17 protein-coding genes and 1 tRNA gene are annotated in these 25470 nt (G+C 62.8%); 7 read left to right on the forward strand and 11 right to left on the reverse strand.

The annotated features are described in order from the left end of the window. The first annotated feature begins 181 nt into the window (after positions 1–181). Complete coding sequence (locus JET14_RS02005) at positions 182–2761, forward strand: calcium-binding protein (protein WP_200336576.1); 2580 nt, start codon at positions 182–184, stop codon at positions 2759–2761. A 401-nt stretch (positions 2762–3162) separates the two neighbouring features. Here JET14_RS02005 and JET14_RS02010 read toward each other — a convergent pair whose 3' ends face one another. The 3 genes from JET14_RS02010 to JET14_RS02020 all read right to left on the reverse strand — a co-directional run bounded on the left by JET14_RS02010 (position 3163) and on the right by JET14_RS02020 (position 6861). Beyond that, positions 3163–4458: an HlyD family type I secretion periplasmic adaptor subunit gene (locus JET14_RS02010; protein ID WP_200336577.1), complete on the reverse strand. Its 1296-nt coding sequence runs from the start codon at positions 4456–4458 to the stop codon at positions 3163–3165. 1 nt (position 4459) lies between these two features. Beyond that, positions 4460–6184: a type I secretion system permease/ATPase gene (locus tag JET14_RS02015; protein WP_200336578.1), complete on the reverse strand. Its 1725-nt coding sequence runs from the start codon at positions 6182–6184 to the stop codon at positions 4460–4462. A 600-nt stretch (positions 6185–6784) separates the two neighbouring features. Beyond that, positions 6785–6861 (reverse strand) — tRNA-Met (locus JET14_RS02020). A gap of 342 nt (positions 6862–7203) precedes the next feature. On the opposite strand from JET14_RS02020, the gene JET14_RS02025 reads away from it, so the two are divergent. Further along, a complete protein-coding gene (locus tag JET14_RS02025) occupies positions 7204–7644 on the forward strand; it encodes a metallopeptidase family protein (protein ID WP_024708489.1) in 441 nt (146 codons plus the stop codon). 129 nt (positions 7645–7773) lie between these two features. Here JET14_RS02025 and JET14_RS02030 read toward each other — a convergent pair whose 3' ends face one another. Both JET14_RS02030 and pdxY read right to left on the reverse strand, forming a co-directional pair. Further along, positions 7774–8412 (reverse strand): carbonic anhydrase, encoded by a 639-nt coding sequence (locus JET14_RS02030; RefSeq protein ID WP_200336579.1) that lies wholly within the window; start codon positions 8410–8412, stop codon positions 7774–7776. 37 nt (positions 8413–8449) lie between these two features. Beyond that, complete coding sequence (gene pdxY / locus JET14_RS02035; protein ID WP_200336580.1) at positions 8450–9325, reverse strand: pyridoxal kinase; 876 nt, start codon at positions 9323–9325, stop codon at positions 8450–8452. Positions 9326–9536: 211 nt separating this feature from the next. Here pdxY and JET14_RS02040 point away from each other — a divergent pair, with 211 nt between their 5' ends. Together JET14_RS02040 and JET14_RS02045 are read left to right on the forward strand one after the other, a co-directional pair. Then, positions 9537–14324 carry an NAD-glutamate dehydrogenase gene (locus JET14_RS02040; protein WP_200336581.1) on the forward strand — a complete coding sequence of 1596 codons (4788 nt, stop codon included), beginning with the start codon at positions 9537–9539 and terminating at the stop codon, positions 14322–14324. A 144-nt stretch (positions 14325–14468) separates the two neighbouring features. Further along, a complete protein-coding gene (locus JET14_RS02045) occupies positions 14469–15791 on the forward strand; it encodes an MFS transporter (protein WP_200337959.1) in 1323 nt (440 codons plus the stop codon). A 127-nt stretch (positions 15792–15918) separates the two neighbouring features. On the opposite strand, the gene purH is transcribed toward JET14_RS02045, so the two are convergent. From purH to htpX, 4 genes are all read right to left on the reverse strand, one after another. After that, a complete protein-coding gene (purH, locus tag JET14_RS02050; protein WP_200336582.1) occupies positions 15919–17535 on the reverse strand; it encodes a bifunctional phosphoribosylaminoimidazolecarboxamide formyltransferase/IMP cyclohydrolase in 1617 nt (538 codons plus the stop codon). Between the two features lie 127 nt (positions 17536–17662). After that, positions 17663–19354: a heparinase II/III family protein gene (locus JET14_RS02055; RefSeq protein WP_200336583.1), complete on the reverse strand. Its 1692-nt coding sequence runs from the start codon at positions 19352–19354 to the stop codon at positions 17663–17665. Between the two features lie 168 nt (positions 19355–19522). Further along, entirely contained in the window at positions 19523–20887 is a 1365-nt protein-coding gene (locus JET14_RS02060; protein ID WP_246750467.1) for an RsmB/NOP family class I SAM-dependent RNA methyltransferase, read from the reverse strand. 8 nt (positions 20888–20895) lie between these two features. Beyond that, positions 20896–21855 carry a zinc metalloprotease HtpX gene (htpX, locus tag JET14_RS02065; RefSeq protein ID WP_200336584.1) on the reverse strand — a complete coding sequence of 320 codons (960 nt, stop codon included), beginning with the start codon at positions 21853–21855 and terminating at the stop codon, positions 20896–20898. Between the two features lie 247 nt (positions 21856–22102). Between htpX and JET14_RS02070 the strand changes: the two genes are divergently transcribed. From JET14_RS02070 to JET14_RS02080, 3 genes are read left to right on the forward strand one after another with little or no spacing between them, the layout of a single operon-like run. After that, complete coding sequence (locus JET14_RS02070) at positions 22103–22300, forward strand: DUF1674 domain-containing protein (protein WP_246750597.1); 198 nt, start codon at positions 22103–22105, stop codon at positions 22298–22300. 54 nt (positions 22301–22354) lie between these two features. Beyond that, complete coding sequence (locus JET14_RS02075) at positions 22355–22813, forward strand: thermonuclease family protein (RefSeq protein ID WP_200336586.1); 459 nt, start codon at positions 22355–22357, stop codon at positions 22811–22813. Positions 22814–22862: 49 nt separating this feature from the next. Beyond that, complete coding sequence (locus tag JET14_RS02080) at positions 22863–23498, forward strand: phosphoribosyltransferase family protein (RefSeq protein ID WP_200336587.1); 636 nt, start codon at positions 22863–22865, stop codon at positions 23496–23498. A 63-nt stretch (positions 23499–23561) separates the two neighbouring features. Here JET14_RS02080 and JET14_RS02085 read toward each other — a convergent pair whose 3' ends face one another. Next, positions 23562–24845 (reverse strand): TRAP transporter large permease, encoded by a 1284-nt coding sequence (locus tag JET14_RS02085; protein WP_200336588.1) that lies wholly within the window; start codon positions 24843–24845, stop codon positions 23562–23564. 5 nt (positions 24846–24850) lie between these two features. Then, entirely contained in the window at positions 24851–25378 is a 528-nt protein-coding gene (locus JET14_RS02090) for a TRAP transporter small permease (RefSeq protein WP_138749834.1), read from the reverse strand. Positions 25379–25470: the final 92 nt, after the last annotated feature.

Here is a 25470-nt window from a genome sequence, read left to right on the forward strand (position 1 = left end):
GGCTGCTGCGATCGCCCGTCCGGCACGCGGAAAAGACCGCGCCCCTCTGGAGACCGCAGGGGGACAGGGCCTCGTTCCCTGGAGAACAACCGCCCGCATCTCCCTGGAAGCTGGAAAAGGGGCTGGATGCAAAAGCGGAACAAGATAGCCGAACCCCTGGCGGGCTCGGGAGGAGACGAAAATGAGAAACCAGTTCTGGATTGATGTTCTTGGCGAAGATCAGACCAAGACGACTCAGGGCAGGGACAAGACCCAATATCTAGAGTTGATCGGCGATGCCGAGGGGAATGCTTCCGCCGCGCAAGATGATGAGGTCCGGCAGCATCACGCCCGCGACCTGTTTACCCCCGATCCGGCGGCGCTTCCGTCGAATGCGGATGGCTATGATGAAAAGTCCTGGCATGTCGTCCCCGTCGATGGTTCAGTGCTGACGGCGCAACCCGATACGTTTACCTTCGAGGACAGGTCCCGCATCGCGTTTCAGACCGGCACAGGCGATCTGGCGCTTCCTGCATCCGTCGAAGCCATGACGCCCACTGTCTACAACAGCGCTCAGGCGGCTGGTGGCGCTGATGACACGTCCGCAGTGACGAGAGCAGCGTATTCATACGAGTGGTACCCTGTGCCGGATGCAGTCATCCATTGGAATAGGTCAACCCAGACTTTCGTGGATTTAAATAACATTGCATTCTTCAAGTCGAGCTTAATTGAACACAGACTTGAGATATATTACAGTTCTAATAATCTTGGATCCTATGACAGTCGAATCTGGAAGTATAGTTGTGACTATGACAAGGAACATACATATGCCCTGAGATTGGACCTTAGCTCGGATTACGACTGGCTCCGCGTCAGGGGTACGACAGATGGCGGTGTTTGCGCCTATATGGGCGGAGGAGATGACTGGGTTCGCAGCGAGGAGGCAAAGGGACTCCCATTTGCCTATTTCGACCTCGGCGACGGAAACGATGCTGCGGTCATCACGGGTGTCGATTCCAAGCCTTCAAATGGCGGCAATTACTATTTCTCGAATGTCGTCGTACGTGGCGGAAACGGAAACGACCGGATCTCCTATGAAGACGGCGGCAACGTCAGAATTTTTGCTGATGGGGGAGACGATTTCCTGACATTCTCATTCGGCAACGGACAACGGTCCGGTATCGTGGAAGCCTGGGGAGGGGACGGAGCCGACACTTTCGTCTCGATGCAGAGGACCGGCAAGGATGTGATCGTGGAATCATCTGCCCCTGCATCGAACTGGATGATGATAACCGGCGCCTACGCGCTGCAAGACCTGCTCGGCTCCTGCGCTGGAATGGGCATTATAACCATGGGAATGCGTCAATTGATCCGCGTGGGCGAATTTATTATCAACGGCGTACGCCATGGAGGTGACTATTACTCCCAACTCAACGTCGATTCCTTTCTCAGAATTAACGATTTTGATCCAAGGGAGGACAGTTTCATTCAATGGGCTCAAAATCAAAATTCCAACAGAAAGAGCATTAATATTTATGTTAGCAATTCTCCTTATCAGTACGTTCGTATTAACGATGGAAAATCGACTATTGCGGAAATTTATATTGATAATACTGTTTTAAATGATCTGATAAAGATTGCAAATGATCATCATGAACACTTATCTTCAGGTGATTTTGACCTAAAGACAGCTAAGATGGCGCTTCTAAATTCAATTGTGGCTTCAGCTGTATATTATGAGAAGAACAATAATGTATTCAGGATGTGGTCTGATGACGTGAATTCTGAAGATGGAAAAACATTCAATGGAAATTCAGACGTCATGGATCTTTTGCGTCGTTCGGATGCCTATGACAGCTGGAACGACCTGTACAGCTCGATGTCAAATGGCGATTTCTTTGCCGCCTTCGGCAACAGCGGCGTCATCCAGGGTGGGGCAGGCTACGAGAGACATTCCATAGCCCTGGGAACCGAGCATAGTGACATCATCTACGCCGGCAGAAGAGCCGCTTTGGATCCCACTGCGGAACATCCCGTCGATCCCTGGTCGAGCGATGTTTTCGGGCTGGGAGGACATGACAGAATCGTCGGCTCACGCGGCCACGACAAGATCTATGCCGGATCAGGCAATGATGTCATTGATGGTGGTGAAGGGAATGACACCATTTATGGCGATGAGGGCGATGATGTCATCCACGGCGGTGACGGCAACGACATCATTAACTGCGGTTACGGACGAGACGAAGTTGTTTACGGCGATGCCGGCGATGATACCATTTACGCGCATGGCGGCGGCAGCGACACGATCAGCGGTGGTGATGGCAACGACACGATATACCTCAGTGAGGGTTTCTACCTGGACAAGAACACTATTGTCCACGGCGATGCCGGCGACGACGAAATCCACGGCAGCAGTCAGTACGATCGCTTATCGGGCGATGGCGGTAACGATACGCTCTACGGAAACGGCGGCAATGACCGCCTTTACGGCGGCGAGGGAAACGACAAGCTCTACGGCGGCTCGGGCGCAGACACGTTCGTCTTCGACAAGGGTTTCGGCCACGACAAGATCCTCGACTTTGCCCTGTCGGAGGACAAGATCGACCTGAGCCAGATTGCCGAGCTCGACAGCTGGAGCGAGCTGCAAAGTCATCTCGGTTACGACACCGACGTCAAAGGCCTCGGCTATTGCGCGGTGATCACGGACGGCTCTGGCAACGAGATCGATATCGCGCTTGCCGCCGGCCAGCATCTTGCCGAAAGCGATTTCATCTTCGCCTGACGGCGGGGATTAGAGCATCGGGCGAAAAAGTGGAATCCGGTTTTTCGATAACCCGATGCGCCCAAAAAAGAGAAACTAGATCATCGCGCGATGCCAACTAATCGCCCGATGATCTAGGGAAATGGCGGCGCGGATCGGCCTTCGATCCGCGCCGCTTTGCATGGAAGGTGACCTGTGCCGTGTTCGCCCTTCGGGTCCATCTCACGGGTCCGGCTTGAAAGTGTTGCGGCTTTGGCCGCAAACGGGAGTTTCGGGTCGTGACGGTCGCGCCCGGCATCCGTTCGAACCGGGCACCCGGGCCGCCTCATCAGCACTTCTGGCATCTTCGTCCCAACGGTCAAAGCCGGACACCGCCGGGCGGCGCCGAAGGGGTGCGGCCCTCGGTTTTCGCGGAAATTCGCTCAATCGTCGCGGAAAGCCATGTCGAAATAGTCGGTCATCGGCTTCAGCAGGTAGGAGACCGGGCTGCGCGCGCCGGTCTGGATAAAGGCGGTGACCGGCATTCCCGGCTTGATGCCAAGCTTTTCCGCCTCGTCTTCGGAGGCCGGGGCAAGCGTGGCCTCGACGCGGAAATAGGGCGCTCCGGTCCTCTCCTCCGTCAGCACGTCTGCGGAAACGGTCAGCACGGTGCCGAAGAGTTCGGGCGTCGAGCGGCTGTCGAAGTTCGGAAACTTGACGATCGCCTCCTGTCCGACCGAAACCCGATCAATCTCGGCGGGCGGGACCCGAAGCGCCAGCGTGAGCGGCTCGTCGTCCGCGGCGATCGCCGCCACCTCCGCGCCGGGCTGAATGACGCCGCCAATGGTGAAAACCTTCAGGTCATAGACCGTCCCGTCCATGGGCGCGCGCAGCGAAAGCCTGCCATATTCCTTTTCGATGACATTCAGTTTCTCTTCCATTTGCGCGAGCTGCGGCTGGGTTTCGGCATATTCCTGCTGCGCGGCAAGGCGCGCGTCGGCCTTCACTCTCAGCAATTGCACGGCATAGCCGGCGAGCTTGCCGTTGACGTCGGCGATTTCGGCCTTGAGGTCGGCGATCTCGGCCTCCACCATTGCCGCCTCGTGCTTCATGCTGGAAAGGCTGTTCGCCTGGGCCAGACCACGGTCGAGGAGCCCCTGATAGCGGTCGATCTCCTGATCATCGATGGCAAGCGCCTTCTCGAACGCGGCGATCTGTTCGCGGTTGGCTGCGATGACGGCATTGGCCTGCGTCTGTTGTTCGGCAAGCTGCTGTTCCATCAGGGCATTGGATTCCGCCTGAACGTCGAACACCTTGCGTTCATCCTCCAGAACGGATTGGTAGTCGGGATTTGCCTGTGCCTCGGCGACGAGACCGGGAGAGAAGGCGAGTTCGCCCGCGCTCTGCACCTGCGCGCGCGCCCGCTCAAGCCTGGCCCTGGCCTCGAAGATCTGGCGGGAGAGGATCTTCCGCTGGCCGTTGAGCTCGCTGTCATCGAGGCGGACAAGCTGCTGGCCGGCCTTGACCGCCTCGCCGTCGTGCACGTCGATCTCGGCGACAATGCCGCCATATTGATGCTGGATGACCTGGCGGCGCGCCTGCACCTCGACCTGACCGGCGGCGATGACCGCGCCGTTGATCCGCGTGGCGGCGCCCCAGGCGGCAATGCCGCCGAGACCGAGCGCGAGCGCGACGAAACCCGTGACGAGGAATTTTTTCGGTGACAATCTGTCGGACATCTCAATGCCCCCCTCCGGCAACGACGTTCGGCATGCGCGCGCCGGCGATGCGGCTCAACACCTCGTCACGCGGGCCGCAGGCGCGCACGTGTCCCTTCTCGAGCACAAGCACCGAGTCACATTCCGCCAGCGCAGACGGGCGGTGGGACATGAGGATGACGGCACGGCCATCGGCCTTGGCTTCGGCGATGGCGCCGTTCAGCGCCCGCAACCCGTCATCGTCGAGGCTGGCATTCGGCTCGTCGAGCACGAGAACCAGCGGATTGCCGTAGAGCGCGCGCGCAAGGCCGAGCCTCTGGCGCTGCCCTCCGGAAAGCAGGCTCTCGCCCTCCGTCAGGAGGGTGTCGTAGCCCATGGGCAGATCGAGGATCATCTGGTGGGCCCCCGCCTTCTGCGCAGCGCGCACGACCGTGTCGGGATCGGGGTTCTCGTCGAAACGGGCAATGTTCTGCGCCACGGTTCCCGGAAACAGCGTCACGGTCTGCGGCAGATAGCCCAGATAGCGGCCGAGCGTGTCCGGCGGATATTCATTGATATCGGCGCCGCCCAGCCGGATGATGCCTGCCGCTGCCGGCCAGACGCCGGTGAGCGCCCGCGCCAGAGAGGACTTGCCCGCGGCGCAGGGCCCGATCACGGCCAGCGCCTTGCCGGGCGTAAGCGAGAAGGTGATCGCCTGCAGAACCGGTTTGCGCTCGCCGGGCGGCACGACGCTTGCCGCCTCGACGTCGATCCGCGCCTCGGGTCGCGGCAGCGGCATATGCTGTGTTTCATCCTCGATGGCTTCAAACAGGACCGAGAGGTTCTTCCAGGCCTCCCATGCGCGCTGGATCAGGCCCCACTGGCCGATTACCTGCTCGATCGGCGCGAGCGCCCGGCCGAGCAGGATGGAACAGGCAATCATTGCGCCGGCCTGAAAATGGCCCGCGAGAACGAGGACTGCGCCGAGACCCAGGGCCGCGGACTGCAGCAGCTGGCGAACCGCCTTGGAGGCCGACGTCAGCCGGCCGGAAATGTCCGAGGTCGCAAGATTGGCTTCGAGCGAGGCCGCGCGAAGGCGCTTCCAGCGCGCCAGAAAGGGATCGACCATGCCGAGGCCGAGAATGGTTTCAAGCTGCTTGCGCGTACGTTCCGTTTCCGCATCCGCTTCAAGCCTGATCGCATGTGCGTCTGCGTTTTTCCGCCTGGTCAGCCACTGGTTGGCGACCGCCAGCGCGGTGACGACGAGCGCTCCGGCAAGGCCCAGAAGCCCGAGCCAGACGCTGAAGGCGAACATGATGGTCAAAAAGAACGGAACCCAGGGCAGATCGAAGATCGCTCCCGGCAGGGGCGAGGCGAGAAATCCCTGTATCGTCCCAAGGCTGTTGAGCGCCACGGCGGGCTTTTGCCGTTCCGACGGCAGCCGCGACTGCTTGAGGACGATCCGGAACGCTCGTTCGTCCAGCCGATCCTGAAATCGGGCGCCGACGCGGGCGAGGACCCGGCTGCGGGCATTATCGAGAATGCCCATCATGAGATAGAGCAGGACAACGAGCGCGAAGAGCGCCAGCAGCGTTGCCCCGGAATGGCTGGGAATGACGCGGTCATAGACCTGCAGCATGAAAAGCGTGCCGGTCAGGGCAAGAATGTTCACCACGGCGCTGAAGACGGCAACGCCGCCAAGCGCCTTGCAGGAGATACCGATAGCGGCCAGAAGTTCTCTGTTTTTATTGCCTTTTTTGTTCAACATCGACACATCCTCTCGTTATGGGAGAGCCGACTGCGCCAGCGATGCCGTCTTGAGAACAGTCCCGCGCTCCGTCTTGATGGCGTTCCCGTCCTTCGTTCCGCCGACGATGAAGGAAGGGTTTAGCGGCCGGGCGGGATTTTTACCATGACGATAGGCAAGGCGCATGAAAACAACCCATGCGTGCCTTTTCTGCCGTGGTCATGGCAATTCTGAGGCGGCCTTGCCGCGGCGGTTTCAAGAGCCTGTCGATCTCGGCGGGGACGGCGCGGGCAACGGGCTTGGCTGGAGCGCCGGGCATCCATCCGCACCCGCACGGGAGGCGCCCACATATTGCGTTTCGGTATCGTGCGTGCCGATAAGCTTTTCCTGCTTTCGGGCCGATGCGCCGGTGAGAAGGGCGATGTTCAAAGAGCGCGCCCGTCCTGCGTCTCGCAAGTGGCAAAGGCACCCGGCACGCCGGCCCTGCGCGGTCTATCTCGAATATCGTGTCCTGAAGCGGAGGACCGTGCAAACCGTCGACAACCCGTTCGACACGAGGTTGTCACCCATGTCTTGGGGACAATCCGTTACCTATGTCTTCGGGCTGTATAAAAAGGGTTCTGGTAGCGGGAGAGGGACTTGAACCCCCGACACGCGGATTATGATTCCGCTGCTCTAACCACCTGAGCTACCCCGCCAAACCGGACCTTCATATCTGCTCTGCCGCTTGGGCCAGCGTGAAGGACGATGTTCCCGGGCAGCGCTTGACCGCGCGGGACGGGGCGTTCTTAGGGCCTTCGCCAATGCGTGTCAAGCAGGTTTGGCGCAATTTTCGGGGCGTGCAAAAGGGGGTGGACGGAGCCCGGATTCAAGGGCCGGCCGGTCGATGCGGCCGCCTGAAGCCTGCCGCCGCTGTCGCTGCACGGCAAGGCCTGCGGCGCCCGGACCCTTCGCCTCCTTCAGCGCGTCGGCGGGGCCCGGTATTCTTTTCTCGAAATGCGCTTAAAAAAGGCCTATATGGGCCGGACGAAGGAGCAGAAATGGCGCGTATGAACAAAAGCGAAGACTGGCAGGGGCGGCATGCTCCGAGCCTTGAGGCAATCGAAGCCCTGGCAATCGAGGCCTATGCCAAATTGCCCGAGCCTTTCCGCGCGCTGACCGGTGATCTCGTCGTCGAGATCGCGGATTTTCCAAGCGATGACGTGTTCGAGGACATGGCGCTGGAAACGCCTTTTGATCTGCTGGGACTTTTCGAAGGGCGCGGCATTTCCGAGCGGTTCACCATGGAAACCGGCGAGATGGTCAACCGCATCACGCTTTACCGCCGCCCGATCCTCGATTACTGGGCGGAGAACGAGGAAACCCTCGGTGACATCGTCACCCATGTCCTGATTCACGAGATCGGGCATCATTTCGGCCTGTCGGATGACGATATGGAGCGGATCGAGGAAAGCGCCGACGCGGACGACGTCCGGCGTTGAGCGGCGCCGTCGTTCTTCTCTGAGATGCATCGCGCCCGACCCGATCTGGCGCCCTGATCCACCCTTGAAGACGCTTGCAAGCAAAAAACGGCTCGATGAATGACGGCTGGACAGGCTTTGCCGGAGTGCTCAGTCGGGCCGGGCGAAATCGCCGGATTTGTTGTCCATCACCCACAATTCGCCGGAGGAAATGTCGAACCATGCACCGCAGAGCTTCAGCTTGCCCTGTTTCTCCGCCGCGGCGACATTTGGGAAGGAACGCAGATTGGAGAGGGAGTTGCGGATCGAGATGCGTTCCAGCGCCGTTTGCCGCTCGCCGGCTGTCATGGCCGAGTTGGCATTGATCTGTTCGGCCGCAGGTTTGAGCAGCGTCGTCCACTTGCCGATGAAATCGCCGGGCGTCAGAGGCTCGGCTTCCGGAGAAAGGGCGGCGTGGATGCCGCCGCAGCGACCGTGGCCGAGCACGACGATATTTTTCACCTTCAGCCCTTCGACAGCGAATTCCAGCGCCGCCGAGGTGCCGTGATACTGGCCGTCCGGCTCATAGGGCGGCACCATATTGGCGACGTTGCGGACCACGAAAAGCTCGCCCGGGCGGGCGTTGAAGATCATTTCCGGCGCGGCGCGGCTATCGCAGCAGGCGATCACCAGCGTCTGCGGCTTCTGTCCTTCCTCGGCCAGTGTCCTGTAGCGCGCGCGCTCTTCGACATAGCGTCCTGACATGAAGCTCCTGTAGCCGTCGAGAAGGGGTTTGGGAAACGCGTCCATCTGTCTTGATCCTCATGCTTTTGCGCATCGCCGCGCATCATTTTCTTCTACGGTGCCTGGCCGGATGCATCAATTGACGAAGGCCAACTTTTGCAAAAGGGGCCGTAAAACCGGACGTGTTGCGTTCAAGCTGCAGCTCGTCGGCGCCCTCGCGAACGGCGCGCGCCAGGACCTCGTAGACCGACGCCGTTGATTTCTCCAGTGCCTGTGCGGGAGAAAGTGCGGCAAGCCGTGCCGCAAGATAGAGCGCGGAGAACAGGTCGCCCAGTCCGTTGGGCGGGTTTTCCAGCCGTCCGTGCTCGGCCAGCACCGCCTGGCGGTCGTCCACGTAAAGCGCCGCCACGCCGTCCCGGATAAAGGCATGGGCGGAGGTCACGACCACCTCGCGGGGGCCAAGCGCAAGCGCGGCATCCACCGCCGCGCTGTTGTCGTCGATCGACCGGCCAGTCAGCCAGGAGAGTTCGAACCGGTTCGGCGTGGCGATATCGGCGAGCGGCAGAAGACGGTCGCGGATGGCGGCGGCGGTTTCCTCCGGCACGTAGAGCCCCCTCTCGTCGCCGCTCACAGGATCGCAGAGATAGGTGACCCCGGGATTGTCCGCCTTGAGCCGTTCAACCAGCGCGGCGATCGCCTCGGCCTGTCGCGGGCCGGCGATATAGCCGCTGATGATGGCGGAAATCTCGCCGCGCCAGCGGCTTGAGCCGAGCTCCGCGAGCGCCCGGGCAAAGCCGGCATCATCGAATGTCAGCCGGGTGGACGCCCCGTGGCCGGGATGATAGGGCAGGACGATGGCGGGGACGGACCAGGTTGCAAGCCCAAGCGTTTCGAGAGCGAAGACGATCGCCCGGTTGCCGACGGCGCCGCGCATGACATGGCTGGATATGGCGATGACGGCGCCGGTTTTTGCTGTCATTTCAAATCCTCTGTCGGGTTTGCAACCATTGCGATCAAAAAAGCGGAAATGTTTTGCCATTTGCCTCATTTACGCTCTAAATCGCCTATTGGAGGGCGCTGTCAAGCCAGTGTCATGACGGCGACGTTAAAGGTCGAAGAGGGCCGGGACAACAAGGCGGCTTCAAATGCCGTTCCCGGCGACTGACAAACAAGAACACGCTGGAGGAAACATGGAAAACAAATCCGATCAGATGCGCAAGGGCATGATGGCCGCCGCCGAAAAGGCAGCGCTTGCGGCCGATCAGCCCTTCATCAATCCTTTTTCCATGTTCAAGCGGGCAAGCCCCGAGGACCTTGCGCGTTATGATGCGGCAATGCTGGCACAGGCGGCCGTGCACGCCGCGCGCGAGGTCGGCGCCTTCGATGGCGCAGAGGCCCGCGTCACCGTCGGTCCGGTCTCCGGCATCGCGCCTTCGGGCATCGCAACCGATGTGATCACCGTGACAGTCCGGAACATGCCCTTCATCTACGATTCGGTGATGGCCGAGATCGGCGAGTTCACCAACGATATCCTGCTTGCCGTCCATCCGATCCTGATTGCCGGATCCGGTCGTTCCGTCACCGCGTTCTCGCCGGAAATCCAGCACGCGCCCGAAGATCGCATCAGCCATGTGCAGGTGCATGTGGCCGCGCTTTCGCCGGAGACGCGCGCACGGCTGAAGGAGAGGCTCGACTATGTGATGGCGCATGTGCGGCTTGCCGTCAACGACTGGCCGGCGATGCTCGAGAAGCTGAAGACGGCCATGGATGAGATGGACGCGCGCGCGCCGGAGGGCCTGAAAGCGGGCGCCGAGGAGGCAAAACACTTCCTGGAATGGCTGCGCGACGGCAACTTCACCTTTCTCGGCATGCGCGAATTGGCCTATATCGACGAGGGCGGCTCCGGACGGGTCGAGCATGTGGCCGGCTCCAGCATCGGCATTCTCTCCGATCCCGAGATGCGGGTCCTGCGGCGCGGGACGAACCCGGTTGTCTCCACGCCGGAGATCCTCGCCTTTCTGGAAGGCCCGGAGCTTCTTCTGGTCACCAAGGCGAATACGACCTCGATCGTCCACAGGCGCACCTATATGGACTATATCGGCGTCAAGCGCTTCGGCGAGGATGGAAGGGTCGTGGGCGAACTGCGCATTGTCGGCCTCTTCACCTTCACCGCCTATACCCAGTCTGCCGCGCGCATTCCGCTGCTGCGCGCCAAGCTTGCCGAGGTCTCGCGTCATTTCGGCTTCGAGCCCAAGAGCCATGCCGGGCGCATGCTGCAGAATATCCTTGAATCCTATCCGCGCGACGAACTGTTCCAGGTGCCGGTGCCGCAGCTGACCGAGTTTGCCGAACAGATCATGGATGTGGCCGAGCGGCCGCGTATTCGCGTGTTGAGCCGGATCGACGGTTTTGACCGTTTCGTCTCCGTGCTCGTCTATATTCCGCGCAATCTTTATGACGCGCGCCTGAGGGAGAAGGTCGGGGAATATCTCGCCGAGGTCTATCAGGGCCATGTCTCCGCCTATTATCCCTCGTTTCCGGAAGGCCGCTCGGCCCGCGTCCAGTTCATCATCGGCCGCCACAGCGAGGAGAAGACGCCCGAGGTGCCGCAGGTCGAATTGGAAGCGGCCGTCCGCAGGCTCGCAGCCGACTGGTCGGAGCATTTCCGTTCGCTCGCCGGCCCCGGAGCGCCCGATTTCGATGCAAACGAGGCCTACCACGAGGCATTTTCCCCGGAGGAGGCCGTTGCCGACCTGCCGTTGATTGAAACCGCGGCCGAAAGCGGCATTCGCATCGCCTTCTACCGCCCCGTCAATGATGACGGCGAGGAGGAGCTGCGGCTCAAGATTTTCCACGCCGGCGGTCATCTGGCCCTGTCGCGGCGCGTGCCGCTTCTGGAAAACCTCGGCTTCACCGTGATTTCCGAACGCACCTTCGACCTGACGCTGGAGCAAGGCGGCGCCGGGCCCGTCGAGGTCATTCTCCATGACATGGAGCTTCTGGTCGACGGCTCGCCGGCCTTTGACCTTGAGGCCGACGGCGACCGCCTCGAGGAGGCCTTTGCCGCCGCCTTTACCGGCAGCGTCGACAATGACAGTTTCAACCGGCTGGTCCTGCTTGCCGGTCTCGATGCCCGCCAGGTCAACGTTCTGCGCGCCTATGCGCATTATCTGCGCCAGGCGGGCGTCAATTTCACTGCCGACTATGTGGCCCAGTCGCTCTGCCTCTATCCGGTGATCGCGCGCGCGTTGTTCCTGATGTTCCGCACCGCTTTCGATCCCGCGCTTTCCGACGCGGACCGCGCCGAGGGGCTGAAGAGCGCGCGCGGCACCATCACCGAGGGGCTGGAAGGCGTGCCGAACCTCGACGACGACCGGATCCTCCGGCTCTTCGTCAAGCTCGTCGACGCGACACTGCGCACCAATTATTTCCAGACCGACGAGAGCGGCGCGCCGCGGCCGAACCTCGCCTTCAAGTTCGCCTCGCGCTCGCTGGCCATCTTGCCCGAGCCGCGGCCCTTCCGCGAGATATTCCTTTACGGCCCGGAGGTCGAAGGCGTTCACCTGCGGTTCGGCAAGGTGGCGCGCGGGGGGCTGCGCTGGTCGGATCGCGGACAGGACTACCGCACGGAAGTGCTCGGCCTCGTCAAGGCGCAGCAGGTCAAGAACGCCGTCATCGTGCCCGTCGGCGCCAAGGGCGGCTTCTATCCGAAGGCCCTGCCTTCCGGCGGCAGCCGCGAGGAGGTCTTCAACGCCGGGCGCGAGGCCTACAAGAGCTATATCCGCACGCTTCTGTCGATCACCGACAATATCGAGGACGGCAAGGTCATCCCGCCCGCCGATACGGTGCGCTGCGACGGCGACGATCCCTATTTTGTCGTTGCCGCCGACAAGGGCACGGCGACCTTTTCCGATACCGCGAACGCCCTGGCGCAGGAGGCCGATTTCTGGCTGGACGATGCCTTTGCTTCCGGCGGTTCGGCGGGCTATGACCACAAGAAGATGGGCATTACCGCGCGCGGCGCCTGGGAGGCGGTGAAGCGGCATTTCCGCGAGATGAACATCGATATCCAGACGACGCCGTTCACCGTCGTCGGCGTCGGCGACATGTCGGGTGACGTCTTCGGCAACGGCATGCTCCTGTCGGAACAGATCCGGCTGGTGGCGGCCTTCGACCACCGCGACATCTTTATCGATCCCGACCCCGATACGGCAAAGAGCTTTGCCGAGCGCAAGCGGCTGTTCGACCTGCCGCGCTCCAGCTGGCAGGACTACGACCGGAGCCTGATGTCGCAAGGCGGGATGATCATCTCTCGGCGTGAAAAGGCGGTGAAGCTGAGCCCTGAGGCCGCCGCGGCGATCGGTCTTGCCCAAGGGGAATATACGCCCTTCGACATCATGTCCGCGATCCTGAAGGCCAAGGCCGACCTGCTCTGGTTCGGCGGCATCGGCACCTATGTCAAGGCGCGCGGCGAGACCAATGCCGAGGTCGGCGACCGCGCCAATGACCCGATCCGCATCAATGCCGAAGACCTGTGCGTTCAGGTGATCGGCGAGGGCGCCAATCTGGGCGTCACCCAGAAGGGTCGCATCGCCTTCGGGCTGAAAGGCGGTCGCTGCAATTCCGACGCGATCGACAATTCCGCCGGCGTCAACTGCTCGGACGTCGAGGTCAATATCAAGATCGCGCTGGCCTCCGCCATGCGTTCCGGCCGGCTTTCGCGTGCTGATCGCGATGTCCTGCTCTCCGAGATGACCGAGGCGGTCGCCGGCATCGTTCTGGAAAACAACTACTTGCAGACGCTCGCCATCTCGCTCAGCAATGAGGCGGGTCTTGCCAGCATGCTGTCCCTGTCGCGGATGATGGAGGTTCTGGAAAAGGACGGACATCTCGACCGCACGGTTGAAACGCTCCCGGATGACGAGGCGCTGCGTTCGCGCCGCCAGTCCGACCGCGGATTGACACGCGCGGAAATCGGCGTGCTGCTCTCCTACGGCAAGATCGTTCTGTTCGACCAGTTGCTGGAAAGCGACCTGCCGGACGATCCCTATATGGAGCCGCTGCTCTACGGCTATTTTCCCGAGCGCATGCGCGAGACCTTTGCCGAGGATATCGGCGGCCATCGCCTCAGGCGCGAGATCATCGCCACGCGGCTCGCCAATGATGTGATCAATCGCGGCGGGCCGGAATTCGTCATCAATGCCTGCGACATGACGGCGGCGACGCCGGCAGAGGTGGTCAAGGCGGCGATCATCGCCCGCGACGGCTTCGGCATGGAGAACCTCTGGCACGCCGTGCACGCGCTTGACGGGTCGATCGACGGCCGGACGCAGAATGCAATCTACACGCAGCTTCGCTACCTCTTCAGCATTCTGACCCACCTGCTGATCCGCAACGGGCTTGCCGAGGGCGAAATCGCAAACGCAGTCGCGCGGCTCAAAGGCGCCTTCGGCACGTTCGAGGCGGGGATTGCCGATCTCCTGCCCGATGCGAGAGCCGAGTGGCTTGCCGGGCAGGAGGAGGGGTGGCGCAAGGCCGGGGTGCCGGACGATCTCGCCGCAAGCCTCGCCCGTCACCTCGCCATGATGTTCGTGCCGGAGGCCCTGCAGATTGCAAGACGCAGCGGCCACAGCCTGGAACGGGCGGCGGACGCCTATTTCAGCGTCACCAAGCTCTTCCATGTGTCGCCGCTCCTGAGCGTCGCCGCGCGGATGAAGCCGAGCGATTTCTACGATTCGCTTGCGCTCGCCCGCTCCATGGACCAGATTTCGGCCAGCCGGCGCGATCTCGCCGCCAACGCGCTTCTCGGCCATGGGGAGGCGGAGAACGCCGTCGTCGCCTGGCGCGAGGCGCATGCCGCGCGCGTTCAGCAGATTGCCGAGCAGCTGGAACGGCTTGCCCGCTCGGGCGACCCGTCGATTGCCAAGACCACGGTCGCCGCCGGCCTCCTGAACGACTTGGCCCGCGATCTGGGCTGATGCCGGTCGGGGTTTGACAAAGCGGCCAGAAGCGGCAATCTCGATCCTGTTTAAACGGGATGGATCGCATTGTCGCTTCTTGAGGAAAATGTCACGGCATCGGCCGGACGCGCTTCGACGCCGCGCTCCGGCGTTGTCGGCTGGATGCTGTTCGACTGGGCGGCGCAGCCTTTCTTCACGGTCATCATCACCTTCATCTTCGGTCCCTATTTCGTCTCCGAGCTCGGAAGCAATCCCGTTGCCGGGCAGACGGCATGGGCGCATGCGGCGACGATTGCCGGGCTCTTTGTCGCCGTCGGCGCGCCATTTGCCGGCGCGCTTTCGGATTCGGCCGGGCGCAACAAGCGTTTCATCGGAACGATGGCCGTCGTCCAGGCGGCAAGCCTCGCCCTCTTATGGTTTGCCGTGCCCGGAACCGGCTATGTCTGGCCGGCGGCGCTGATCATCGCGGCGACGGTGATGGCCGAGCTCTCGGTGGTCTTCAACGATGCCATGCTGCCACATCTGGTCCGGCCCGCGCGGATGAACCGGGTTTCCAACGAGGCCTGGGGGCTTGGCTATCTCGGCGGCATGATCTTCCTGATTACCGTGGTGCTGTTTCTTTCCGCCGATCCCGAGAGCGGGTTGACCATGCTCGGCCTGCCGCCGCTCTTCGGGCTTGATCCAGAGACCGGTTCTGCGGCAAGGCTGACAGGTCCGCTTGCAGCCGGCTGGTATTTCCTTTTCCTCGTGCCGTTCTTCATCTTCACGCCCGACCGCCCGCCACTGAAGCCTGCCGGACGTGCCATTGTCGACGGGGTGAAAGACCTCAAGGCGTCGCTTGTCGCGCTCAAGGGCCGACCGGTGCTGATCCGCTTTCTCGTTGCCCGCATGCTCTACATGGACGGCGTCAACGGCATTCTCATCCTCGGCGGCGCGTTCGCGGCGGGCATGTTCGGGTGGAAGACCATGGAGATCGGCATTTTCGGCATCATCCTCAATATCGCGGCGATCTTCGGCTGTTTTCTGGCCCCGCGTCTCGGGCGCGGCGTCTCGGCGGGCGGCGTGGTGCTCGTGGCGCTCCTGATGCTGGTGGCGGCGACGCTCGGCATCGTCTCGACCACGGAGGAGGCGACGCTCTTCGGATTGTTGCAATTCGGGTCGGCGACAGGGAGCGGGCTTTTCGCTGCCGGCGCGGAGAAGGCGTTTCTCGCCTACGGGCTGGTGATCGGCCTTGCCTTCGGGCCGGTGCAGGCGGGCTCGCGGGCCTTTCTGGCAACGCGTGTTTCTCCGGAAGAGGCGGGACGTTTCTTCGGCCTGTTTTCGCTGACCGGTCGGATGACGAGTTTCATGGCAACCGGCGCCTTTGCGTTGCTGACCGGCTGGACCGGCTCGCCCAATATCGGCATGGCGAGCCTGCTCGTCTTTCTCATCGCCGGCCTCGTCCTGTTCGTGCCGGCGATGGGAAGCGCCGAGCGGCGGCAATAATCGCCGCCGCATAATCACGCGTTTCTTCAGCATCGGCCCGAAAATCGGAATTGATTTTCGGAAAGCACGATGTGTAGATTCAATAAGTTAGAGCGTCCTTTGTGCATCCGAATGGATGCACGGCGCTCTAGTGGCGGAAGGTGCGGGTGCCGGTGAACACCATGGCCACGCCGTTCGCATTGGCCGCATCGATCACCTCCTGGTCGCGGATCGAGCCGCCGGGCTGGATCACGGCCGTCGCGCCGGCGGCAACAGCGGACAGAAGACCGTCGGCAAAGGGGAAGAAGGCTTCCGAGGCAACGGCGGAGCCGCGCGTCATCGGTTCCGGCCAGCCGGCAGCCTTCGCCGCGTCCTCGGCCTTCAGCGCGGCGATGCGGGCCGAGTCGATGCGGCTCATCTGGCCGGCGCCGATGCCCGCCGTCTGGCCGTCCCTGACGTAGACGATGGCGTTCGACTTCACATGCTTGGCAATGGCGAAGGCCATCTTCAGGTCTTCCAGTTCCCGCTCGTTCGGCGCGCGTTCCGTGACCACCTTCAGTTCGATCTCGTCGATCATCGCGGTGTCGCGGCCCTGCACCAGGAAGCCGCCGGCTACCGTCTTGAAATTGAGGCCCCTTGCGCGCGGATCGGGCAGGCCGCCGGTGGTGAGCAGGCGCAGGTTTTTCTTCGCAGCGATGATCGCCCTGGCTTCCTCGTCAGCCTCAGGCGCGATGATGACCTCGGTGAAGAGCTTGACGATTTCGCTCGCCGTCTGGCCGTCGAGGGTCTGGTTCAGCGCGACGATGCCGCCGAAGGCCGACTGGTTGTCGCAGGCGAGCGCGCGGCGATAGGCTTCCAGCAGCGTGTCCGCGCGGGCGACGCCGCAGGGATTGGCATGCTTGATGATGGCGCAGGCCGGCGAAATCTCCGGCGAGAATTCCGCGACCAGCTCGAAGGCGGCGTCGGTATCGTTGATATTGTTGTAGGAAAGCTGCTTGCCCTGGTGCTGGACCGCATTGGCAACGCCCGGCCGCTTGTCGCCGGTGACATAGAAGGCGGCGGCCTGGTGCGGGTTCTCGCCATAGCGCATTTCCTGACGCAGCGTGCCGCCGAGCGTCAGGTGACGCGGATTCTCGATGGCGAGCGCCTCGGCAAACCAGCCGGAGATCGCTGCGTCATAGGCGGCCGTACGGGCATAGGCGCGGGCGGCAAGCTGCTGACGCAGCGCATAGGGCAGGGTGCCGTTGCCGGCCTCCAGCGCCTCGGTGATCGCGCCATAATCTTCCGGATCGGTGGCGACGGCGACATAGGCATGGTTCTTGGCCGCTGCGCGGATCATAGCCGGGCCGCCGATATCGATGTTCTCGACCGTGGTCGGATAGTCGCCGCCGGCCGCGCGGACGTCCTCGAAGGGGTAGAGGTTGATGACGGCAAGGTCGATGCCGTCAATGCCGTGCTCGCGCATGGCCGCCTGATGGTCCTCATCGTCGCGAATGGCCAGAAGCCCGCCGTGAACCTTCGGATGCAACGTCTTCACCCGTCCGTCCATGATCTCCGGAAACCCGGTGATCGCCGAGACGTCGGTGACCTGAAGTCCCGCCTCGGCCAGCGCCTTGTGGGTGCCGCCGGTGGAAAGCAGGCGCACGCCGCGCGCGGCAAGGGCGCTGGCGAATTCGACGATGCCGCTCTTGTCGGAGACGGAAAGGAGCGCGGTTCTGATTTCAACGAGATCGGGAGCGGGAATTTTCTTCGAGGCGACGGCCATGACAAGGTCCTTCAGAAGGCGCCTCCAGCGGGCGGGAAACCGCGGCTGCAAGCGCAGGGCAACAACTGATCTGCAAGGTTGGTTGCGGATGGCCCGCTCTAGCACGCCTTCGGAAAATGTGAAACCGTCAGCCGAGCCGGCTGAGGCGCCAGCGGATATCGGGTCGTTCGCCGATCGTCCAGGCAATCACGATCTGGCGCGCGGCGGTTTTTCCCGCACTTGCGGCGAAAAACACGCCTTCCTCCAGAACCGGTGCGCAGCCGGGCGCCGAAAACAACCAGCTTTCATTGTCGGGCGCGGTCATGAAGACCGTGTCGTCGTCTTCCTGCATCGTCCAGATCGCGGGATGAAGATGGAAGCGGGCGATGGCGACGGTTGCGTCGTTATCCGCCGGCACGCTGCCGTCCTTCAGACGAAAGCCATCCGTGCCGGTGATCTCGGCGCCGTCCGGCGAAAGTGTGAGCGTGCGTTCCAGCAGCAGGCCGAAGCGCGCGAGATAGCCGTCGTGGCGCATGGCCAGGCGGTCATGGCCGTTTTCGTCCGTATCGCGCTCGTGCGTAACCTTCGTGATGCCGCCGGTGACAACGGGGCCGAGGAAGGAGGAGCGCGAGAAGCGCATCGCCGAGTGATCGTTGACGGTGACGGCGGAATGGGCGGCGGTCGTGCGCGCCATGCGGATCGTCGCCGCGTCGGCCTCAAGCGGCACGCCGGTATTGACGATGAACCGGTTCTGCCCGGCCGACATCTCGAACGATAGCGCGCCCGCATGGGCGGTTTTTGACAGATGGACGGAAAACGGTCTGCCGGTGTCGGCGATCAGCGTCGTCCGGCCTGCCTGCAGCCGGTCGAAGCCCGAATGCGGCAGGGCCCTGAACACGGATCCGCCGGTCTCGTCATAGCGCAGCAGCGCGGAAAGCGCCGTGCCCGGCACCAGGCCCGTGCCGTTGAACAGGGCAAGATCGCCGTCGCGGTGGCGGAAGAAATTGACTGCCGCATAGGCGCGGTCAATGCTGGCGACGAGGCGCTTCGGCAGGGTCTGGTCGAGGTTGATATAGGTCTGGCGCAGCGGCAGAAGGCGGAGCAGCAGGCTCACCAGCGCGTCCGGACTGCGGGAGATGTGACCGCCATCGGGCAGGATCTGCTTTTCCAACTCGTCATCGAGCCGGCGCGCTGCCTCACGCTTGCGGTGGTCGGAAAGATCGAGGCTGATGGCTGCCATGGCAAGGGCGATCGCGGTCTGCAGGCGCACCGCGTCGCGCGGCAGCGCCGCGTAGCGGCGTCTGAGAATGCGCTCGTGCCGGGCGATCTGGTCGACGAAGCGGCGATAGAAACCGGTGTCCGCGCCCTTGAGGATCACGGTCGAGTGGCAGAGCCAGGCGTTCAGCCGCCGCACCGCGATCTCGGTCTGCCAGCCTGTGCCCCTTGCCGCGCGGTGGCGGCGCATAAAGCTCAGGACGGCGGCGCGCGCGAAGATGTTGGCGTCCTCGCCGCGCTGCGTGCGCAGATGGCGGAGCCAGGAGAAGCCGGCAAGTTCCCGTTCGAAGGCAAGGCTCGGCATCTCGAACGAAAATAGCGGGCGACCGTTGGTCTCGAGCACCGCGCCGGCGAGCGCGAAACGGCCTTCCAGCAGATCTTCGCCCTCAAGCGGGTCGGCGATCCTGAGATCGGTCGGGGCGACGAGAAGCCTTGAAGCGCGGCGGCCGGACAGGAAGCCCGGCAATGGCGGCGTCGCCGAGCGCAGCAGGCGACAGGCGCGCGCAAACGATTCCCGACAGTAGAGGAAGGCCGAACGCCAGATTTCCGGAACCGGAAGGCTCAAAGGTGCACCCTGCCCGTTGTTTTGACCCGCGTTGATGCATTTCCGACCAAACTACCGGTCTAGCCGGATAGGCTGAATGCTTTGTTAACGCGTGAAGACATTGTTTTTATTAGCAGCCGGAATGCACGATTACGGCGTCTAGTTCAAGAACCTGGCATGAAATAGGTGTCAGCGCTTCCGGATTGCCGCAGCGTAGAAGCCGTCGAGGCCGGTGATGCCGCCGATGCTGTCGGCGGGCGTGGTGCGGATGGCGCCCTCGCGGTCAAGCAGATGGGCAAGCGGGCCGATGGTCGCCGGCGCGAAATCCGTCCGCTCGATATCGTGCCGCTCGGCGAAGAGCCGTGCGACATTCTCCTCGCCCTCCAGAGGGTCGAGCGAGCAGTTGGAGAAGATCACGATGCCGCCCGGACGCACCATGGACAGGGCGCGCTCCAGCATCGCATATTGCACCTCCGCCAGCTTCCCGATGTCGGAGAAATCCTTGGTCCACAAGACGTCCGGGTGTCGCCGCACCGTGCCCGTGGAGGAACAGGGCGCATCGACGAGAGCGGCGTCGAAAAGCGTCTCGGGCGTATATTCCATCATGTCGGCGCAGACGGTTTCGGCCGTAAGCTGCAGCCGCGCGAGGTTCTGCTCAAGCCGTTTCAACCGGCTCTTCGAGCGCTCCAGCGCGGTGACCTCCGCGCCCTGGAGAACGAGTTGCGCCGTCTTGCCGCCGGGGGCGGCGCAAAGGTCGATCACGCGCTTGCCCGAAAGATCGCCGAAAAGCCGGGCCGGAATGGCGGCGGCGGCGTCCTGCACCCACCACTCCCCGGTATCGAAACCCTCCATGGCGGTCACCGCGCCGGACGGCTTGTCGAGGCGGATCGTCCCGGTTGACAGCACCGTGCCGCCAAGCTTCTCGGCCCAGCCCTTCGGGTCCGACTTCACCGAGATGTCGATGCTCGGCGGCGAAAGCTGCGCGCGTCCGATGGCGAATGCCTTCTCCGCGCCGTAGATCTCGACGAGCCGTTCTCGGAACCAGTCGGGGACCGGCGAGACGGCTTCGAGTTCAGCGAGCGTCTTGTCCTTGCGGCGCGAAAGTCGTCTCAAAACCGCATTGACGAGGCCGGCGAAGCGCCTGTTGCGCGGGTCGGCATTGGCCTGTTCCACGGCGATATCGACGGCGGAATGGTCGGGGATATCGAGATAGAGGATCTGTGCCGCCGCAATCGTCAGAACGTGCGCCAGCGCGCGTGCGCCCGAAGGCAGCGGCCGTTCGAGCAGGCGAGTGATCGCGGCATCGAGCATCGGCTTGTGGCGCAGCGACGTCAGCACGAGCGCCCGGCAGAGCGACTGGTCTGCAACAGAAAGGCCGCGATAGGCGCCGTTGCCGTGCTCGTTGTCGAGCATGCCGTCCAGCGGCGTTTTCCGGTCGACAACGGCGGCGAGGATTTTCGTGGCTGCCGCGCGCGGGGCATAACCCGGCTTCTTTTCCGGAGCGGGGGAGGCGGCGTCTTTCGGACGGGCCGTGTTCCGGCCCGGCCGTTTCACTTCATCATTCAATTCCAGGGACCTTTGATGGGCGGGTCGCCGCCGGTGTTGCGGCCGGTTTCGGGAACCGAGCGCGATCTGCGGGTCGCCTTAGCAGGCTCCGGGGCCGCCGTCGAGGTCCGGCCCATGCGGGCGGCCTGTTCGCGAAGCGCCGCTATGCGGTTTTCCGTGTTCGGGTGGGTGGAGAACAGGTTGTCCATGTTCTGCCCGGAGAGCGGATTGATGATGAACATGTGCGCCGTTGCCGGATTGCGCTCGGCCCGCTCGTTATGGATCACCTCGTTGCCGTGGGCGATCTTCTTCAGCGCCGAGGCGAGCCACAGCGGGTTGCCGCACACCTCGCCGCCACGCTTGTCGGCGGAATATTCCCGCGTGCGGCTGACGGCCATCTGCACCAGCGCCGCGGCCAGGGGCGCCACGATCATGGCGACCAGCACGCCGACGAACCCGAAGGGGTTGTTGTTGTCGCGCGAGCCGCCGAAGAAGAAGGCGAAATTGCCGAGCATGGAGATCGCGCCGGCGAGCGTCGCCGTGATCGTCATGGTCAGCGTATCGCGATGCTGCACATGGGCGAGCTCATGGGCCATGACGCCGGCCAGTTCCTCGCGCGAGAGCATCTTGAGGATGCCGGTCGAGGCGGCGACGGCGGCGTTTTGCGGGTTGCGGCCCGTGGCAAAGGCATTGGGCTGCGGGTTGTCGTAGAGATAGACCTTTGGCATGGGCAGGCCGGCGCGCTCAGAGAGCTCGCGCACGAGATTGTAATATTCCGGCGCGGTCGAAGCGTCGACTTCCCGCGCGCCATACATGCGCAGCACCATCTTGTCCGAATTCCAGTAGGAAAACATGTTCATGCCGGCCGCGATCATCAGCGCGATCATCATGCCGCCGCGGCCGCCGATCATGAAGCCGATCGCCATGAACAGCGCCGTCATGAAGGCTATCAGCATGGCAGTGCGAACGAGGTTCATTTCTCTGTCTCCGGGAGCGAAGGGACCTTAAACTTTCCGCAAAGTCCGCTTATATGCAGGACTGGACAATAGATGGGGCAGGTTTGATTGCATATCAATATTGCGCCGCATCCGTTTGCAGGCATGGCAGGAAGAATGTGACATGAGCCACGACGACAAGACCGGAAAGACCCAAGCCAAAGCAGAAACCCGCGGCGAGGCAGCGCCCTCTGCGGCGGAACTGGCGGCGCTTACGGCGGGTTCTGAGTTGCCGGCCGTCGATCCAGAGGAAAAGCGCCGCGCCAATCTGCCGGAGGCGGCGAAGCGGGCGCTGGCCGAGGCGGAGGAGCGTCGCCGCGCCGCCTCTTCAGAAGCGCGTCCGGCAAAGGAACATGGCGGGCGCGGCGGCCTCGATCCGGCCCGCTACGGCGACTGGGAAATCAAGGGTCGCGCGATCGACTTCTGATGTAGGTGGTAATTCCTATTGCCATCCTCTGTATAAAGGAATAAATTCCTTTTTATGAATCATTCTGTACGCTCACTCCTGACGGCGGTCCTTGTCGCCTGCCTGATCGCGCCTGCCGCTGGCCGCGCGGGGGACATTTATGCCGGGCCGGTGCGGGCCGAGATCGTGCGCGTCATCGACGGGGACACGATCGTGGTCGAGGCGCGACCCTGGCCCGGGCAGATCGTGGAAACCTCGGTGAGGATCCGCGGCGTGGACACGCCGGAGCTCAGGTCGTCCTGCGCGGCCGAACGTCAGGCGGCATCAATCGCCAAGGATTATGTCATTTCGCTTCTTCGTGCAGGCGAGACCGTCCAGCTTCGACAGATAGCGGGCGACAAGTATTTCGGCCGCGTGGTCGCCGACGTGGCCCTGCCGGATGACCGCGACCTTTCCAGCCTGCTTCTCGAAGGCGGTTTTGCCGTTTCCTACGATGGCGGACGCAAGCCGGACTTCCTCTGCCCCTCGTCCTGAGACCGAAGCTGGCGTAAAACCGGGTTTTCAGATGCCTCCCGGAGTTCTCATGACCCAATCCTTTGCCCCTGTCGTTACCGAGCAGACCCACGCCGTTTCGGTGTCAGGCTTTACTGTCACGCTGCCGCTTGTTGCGATCAAGCCGGACCTTGCCATATCGCTGATGATGGTGATCGACCTTGGCGTCCGATTTGGCGAACATTGCGGCAAGAAGCTTGCGGCGCAACTATCGCCGATGGAACCCGATATCGTCGTCGGCGCGGCAACGCTCGGCATTCCGGTCGCCATCGAGGTGACCCGCGCGCTCGGGCTCGATCGCTATGTCATCCTGCAGAAATCGCCCAAGGTGCATCTGGGGTCCGCGCTCGAGCAGAAGATCACCTCGATCACGTCAAAGGGTGAGCAGCGCCTGCTTCTCGATGACCGCGCCGTACCGTTGCTCAAGGGCAAGCGGGTTGTGGTTGTCGATGATGTGGTCGCCTCCGGCTCGAGCCTGAAGGGTTCGGTCGAACTGGTGCGCAAGGCCGGCGGAGACGTCGTCGGGCTCGGCGTGATCCTGACGGAGGCGCGGGAGTGGGAGGGTGTGTTGGGACCCGACGCGGCCCTGGTGCGCGGCCTTGCCCATATTCCGCAATTCAAACCGGGCGACAACGGCCGCTGGGTCGCGCGGCCGGAGACCCTTTAGGCCGATAAAAAAAGCCGCGCCGTTTCCGGCGCGGTCAGCGGTCTTCCTCAAGGGCGGATGAGGCTATCCGCCATACATGAGGTTCGGGAGGAACAGGACGATCCCCGGCACGAACAGCAGCAGGCAGATGAGCGCGAAGACGGCGGCGATGAAGGGGAGCGATTCCCTCACATATTCCTCCACCTTGGTGTCGAGCAGGCTGCAGACCGTGAACATCGCCACGCCGACCGGCGGCGTCATCGAGCCGAAGGTGACGATGGTCATCATCAGGATGCCGAAATGGACCGGATCGACGCCTGCCTTGACGACCACGGGCACGAGGATCGGCGTCAGCAGCAGCACCAGGATCGTGCTTTCGAAGAACAGGCCGGCAATGAACAGGCCGATCAGAATGACGGCGACGATCAGCACCGGATTGGCGAGGCTTTCCAGCATGAAGCCGGCAACCGACTGCGGCACCTGCAGGAAGATGATGGCAAAGCCGACCATGCCCGACATCAGGATGATCAGCATGATCAGGCCGATGTCCGAGATGGCGTGACCGAAGGCGCGCTTGATCGCCTCGAAGGTCATCACCCGGTGGGCGAAGACGCCGATCAGGATCGCGTAAACCACGGCAAAGGCGCCGACTTCCGACGGCGTGAACAGCCCGCCGCGGATCGAGCCGATCAGGAGCACGGGAAAGAGCAGCGCCCATTTGGCGCCCCATGCCGCGGCGCCCAGTTCGCGCGCGGTCGGCTTGCGCATTTCCTTCATGACATAACCGCGCTTGCGGGCAACAAGCCAGGCGGCGACCATCAGGAAGGTCATCATCAGGATGCCGGGAACGATGCCGGCCATGAACAGGCGGCCGATCGAGACCTGGCCGACATAACCGTAGAGGATGAGGCCGATCGACGGCGGAATGGTCGAGGTGATCAGCGAGGAGATCGCGATGACGGCGGAGGAGTAGCCCTTGGAATAGCCGTTCGAGATCATCTGCGGGCCGAGCACGCGCGCTTCCATGGCCGCATCGGCGACCGCGGAGCCGGACACGCCGCCCATCAGGGTGGAAAGGATGATCGAGACCTGGGCGAGGCCGCCCGCCATCCAGCCGACGGCGACCTTGGAGAAGGTGAACAGCCGGTCGGTGATGCCGCTCTCGTTCATCAGGTGGCCGGCAAGCACGAAGAAGGGCACCGCCAGAAGCGGAAAGCTCTGGGAAACGGTGGCGATCTTCTGCACGCCGATCGACACCGGCATGATGTCGGAGGTCAGGAAGAAGGTGAAGCCCGAAATGCCGATGGCGAAGGCAATGGGCGCGCCAAGCAGCATCAGCGCAAAGAAGACAATACCGATAAGGGCCATGGTGGTTACTCCGCCGCGCCGGTTTCGATGACCGCTTCTTCCTCGGCGGCGGTCCGGGTGAAGACGAGCATTCGCTCGCCCTTCGCGCTTCGCCATGCCTGGACCAGATTGCCGATGATCGAGATCGTCAGCATGACGCAGCCGGCGGGAACGGCGATCGTGACCCAGGCATAGGAAAGACCCGAATCGCCGAACTGGCGTTCCTTGTTGAGCATGGTCAGATCATAGCCCTCGACCGCCAGAAGCAGCAGAAAGGAGACAAAAAGGACTGAAAGGGCAGTTTCAAGCGCGAGCCGGTAGCGATAGGGGAAGGGGCGGACGAGATAGTCCACGCCGAGATGCCCGCGTTCGCGCATGGCGCGGGTTGCGCCGATGAAGCACAGCCAGATGAACAGAAGCTGCGCCAGGTCGACCGACCAGATCAGCGGATGGCCGAAGAAGCGCATGGTCGCGGCGATGAACACCAGAAATGTGATCACAGCGAGCAGGATCGCGCCGGCGACGAATTCGATTTTTGCGAGGAAACCGGGCATGGTGGCCCCTCCAGTCAGGGTTGGGAGCATTGAGGCTTTGATCCGCCCTGAATGCTCGCGCGCGGTTGTTTTGCTTGTTTTGCGAGCGCTGC

Source organism: Martelella lutilitoris (assembly GCF_016598595.1).
Taxonomy (GTDB): domain Bacteria; phylum Pseudomonadota; class Alphaproteobacteria; order Rhizobiales; family Rhizobiaceae; genus Martelella; species Martelella lutilitoris_A.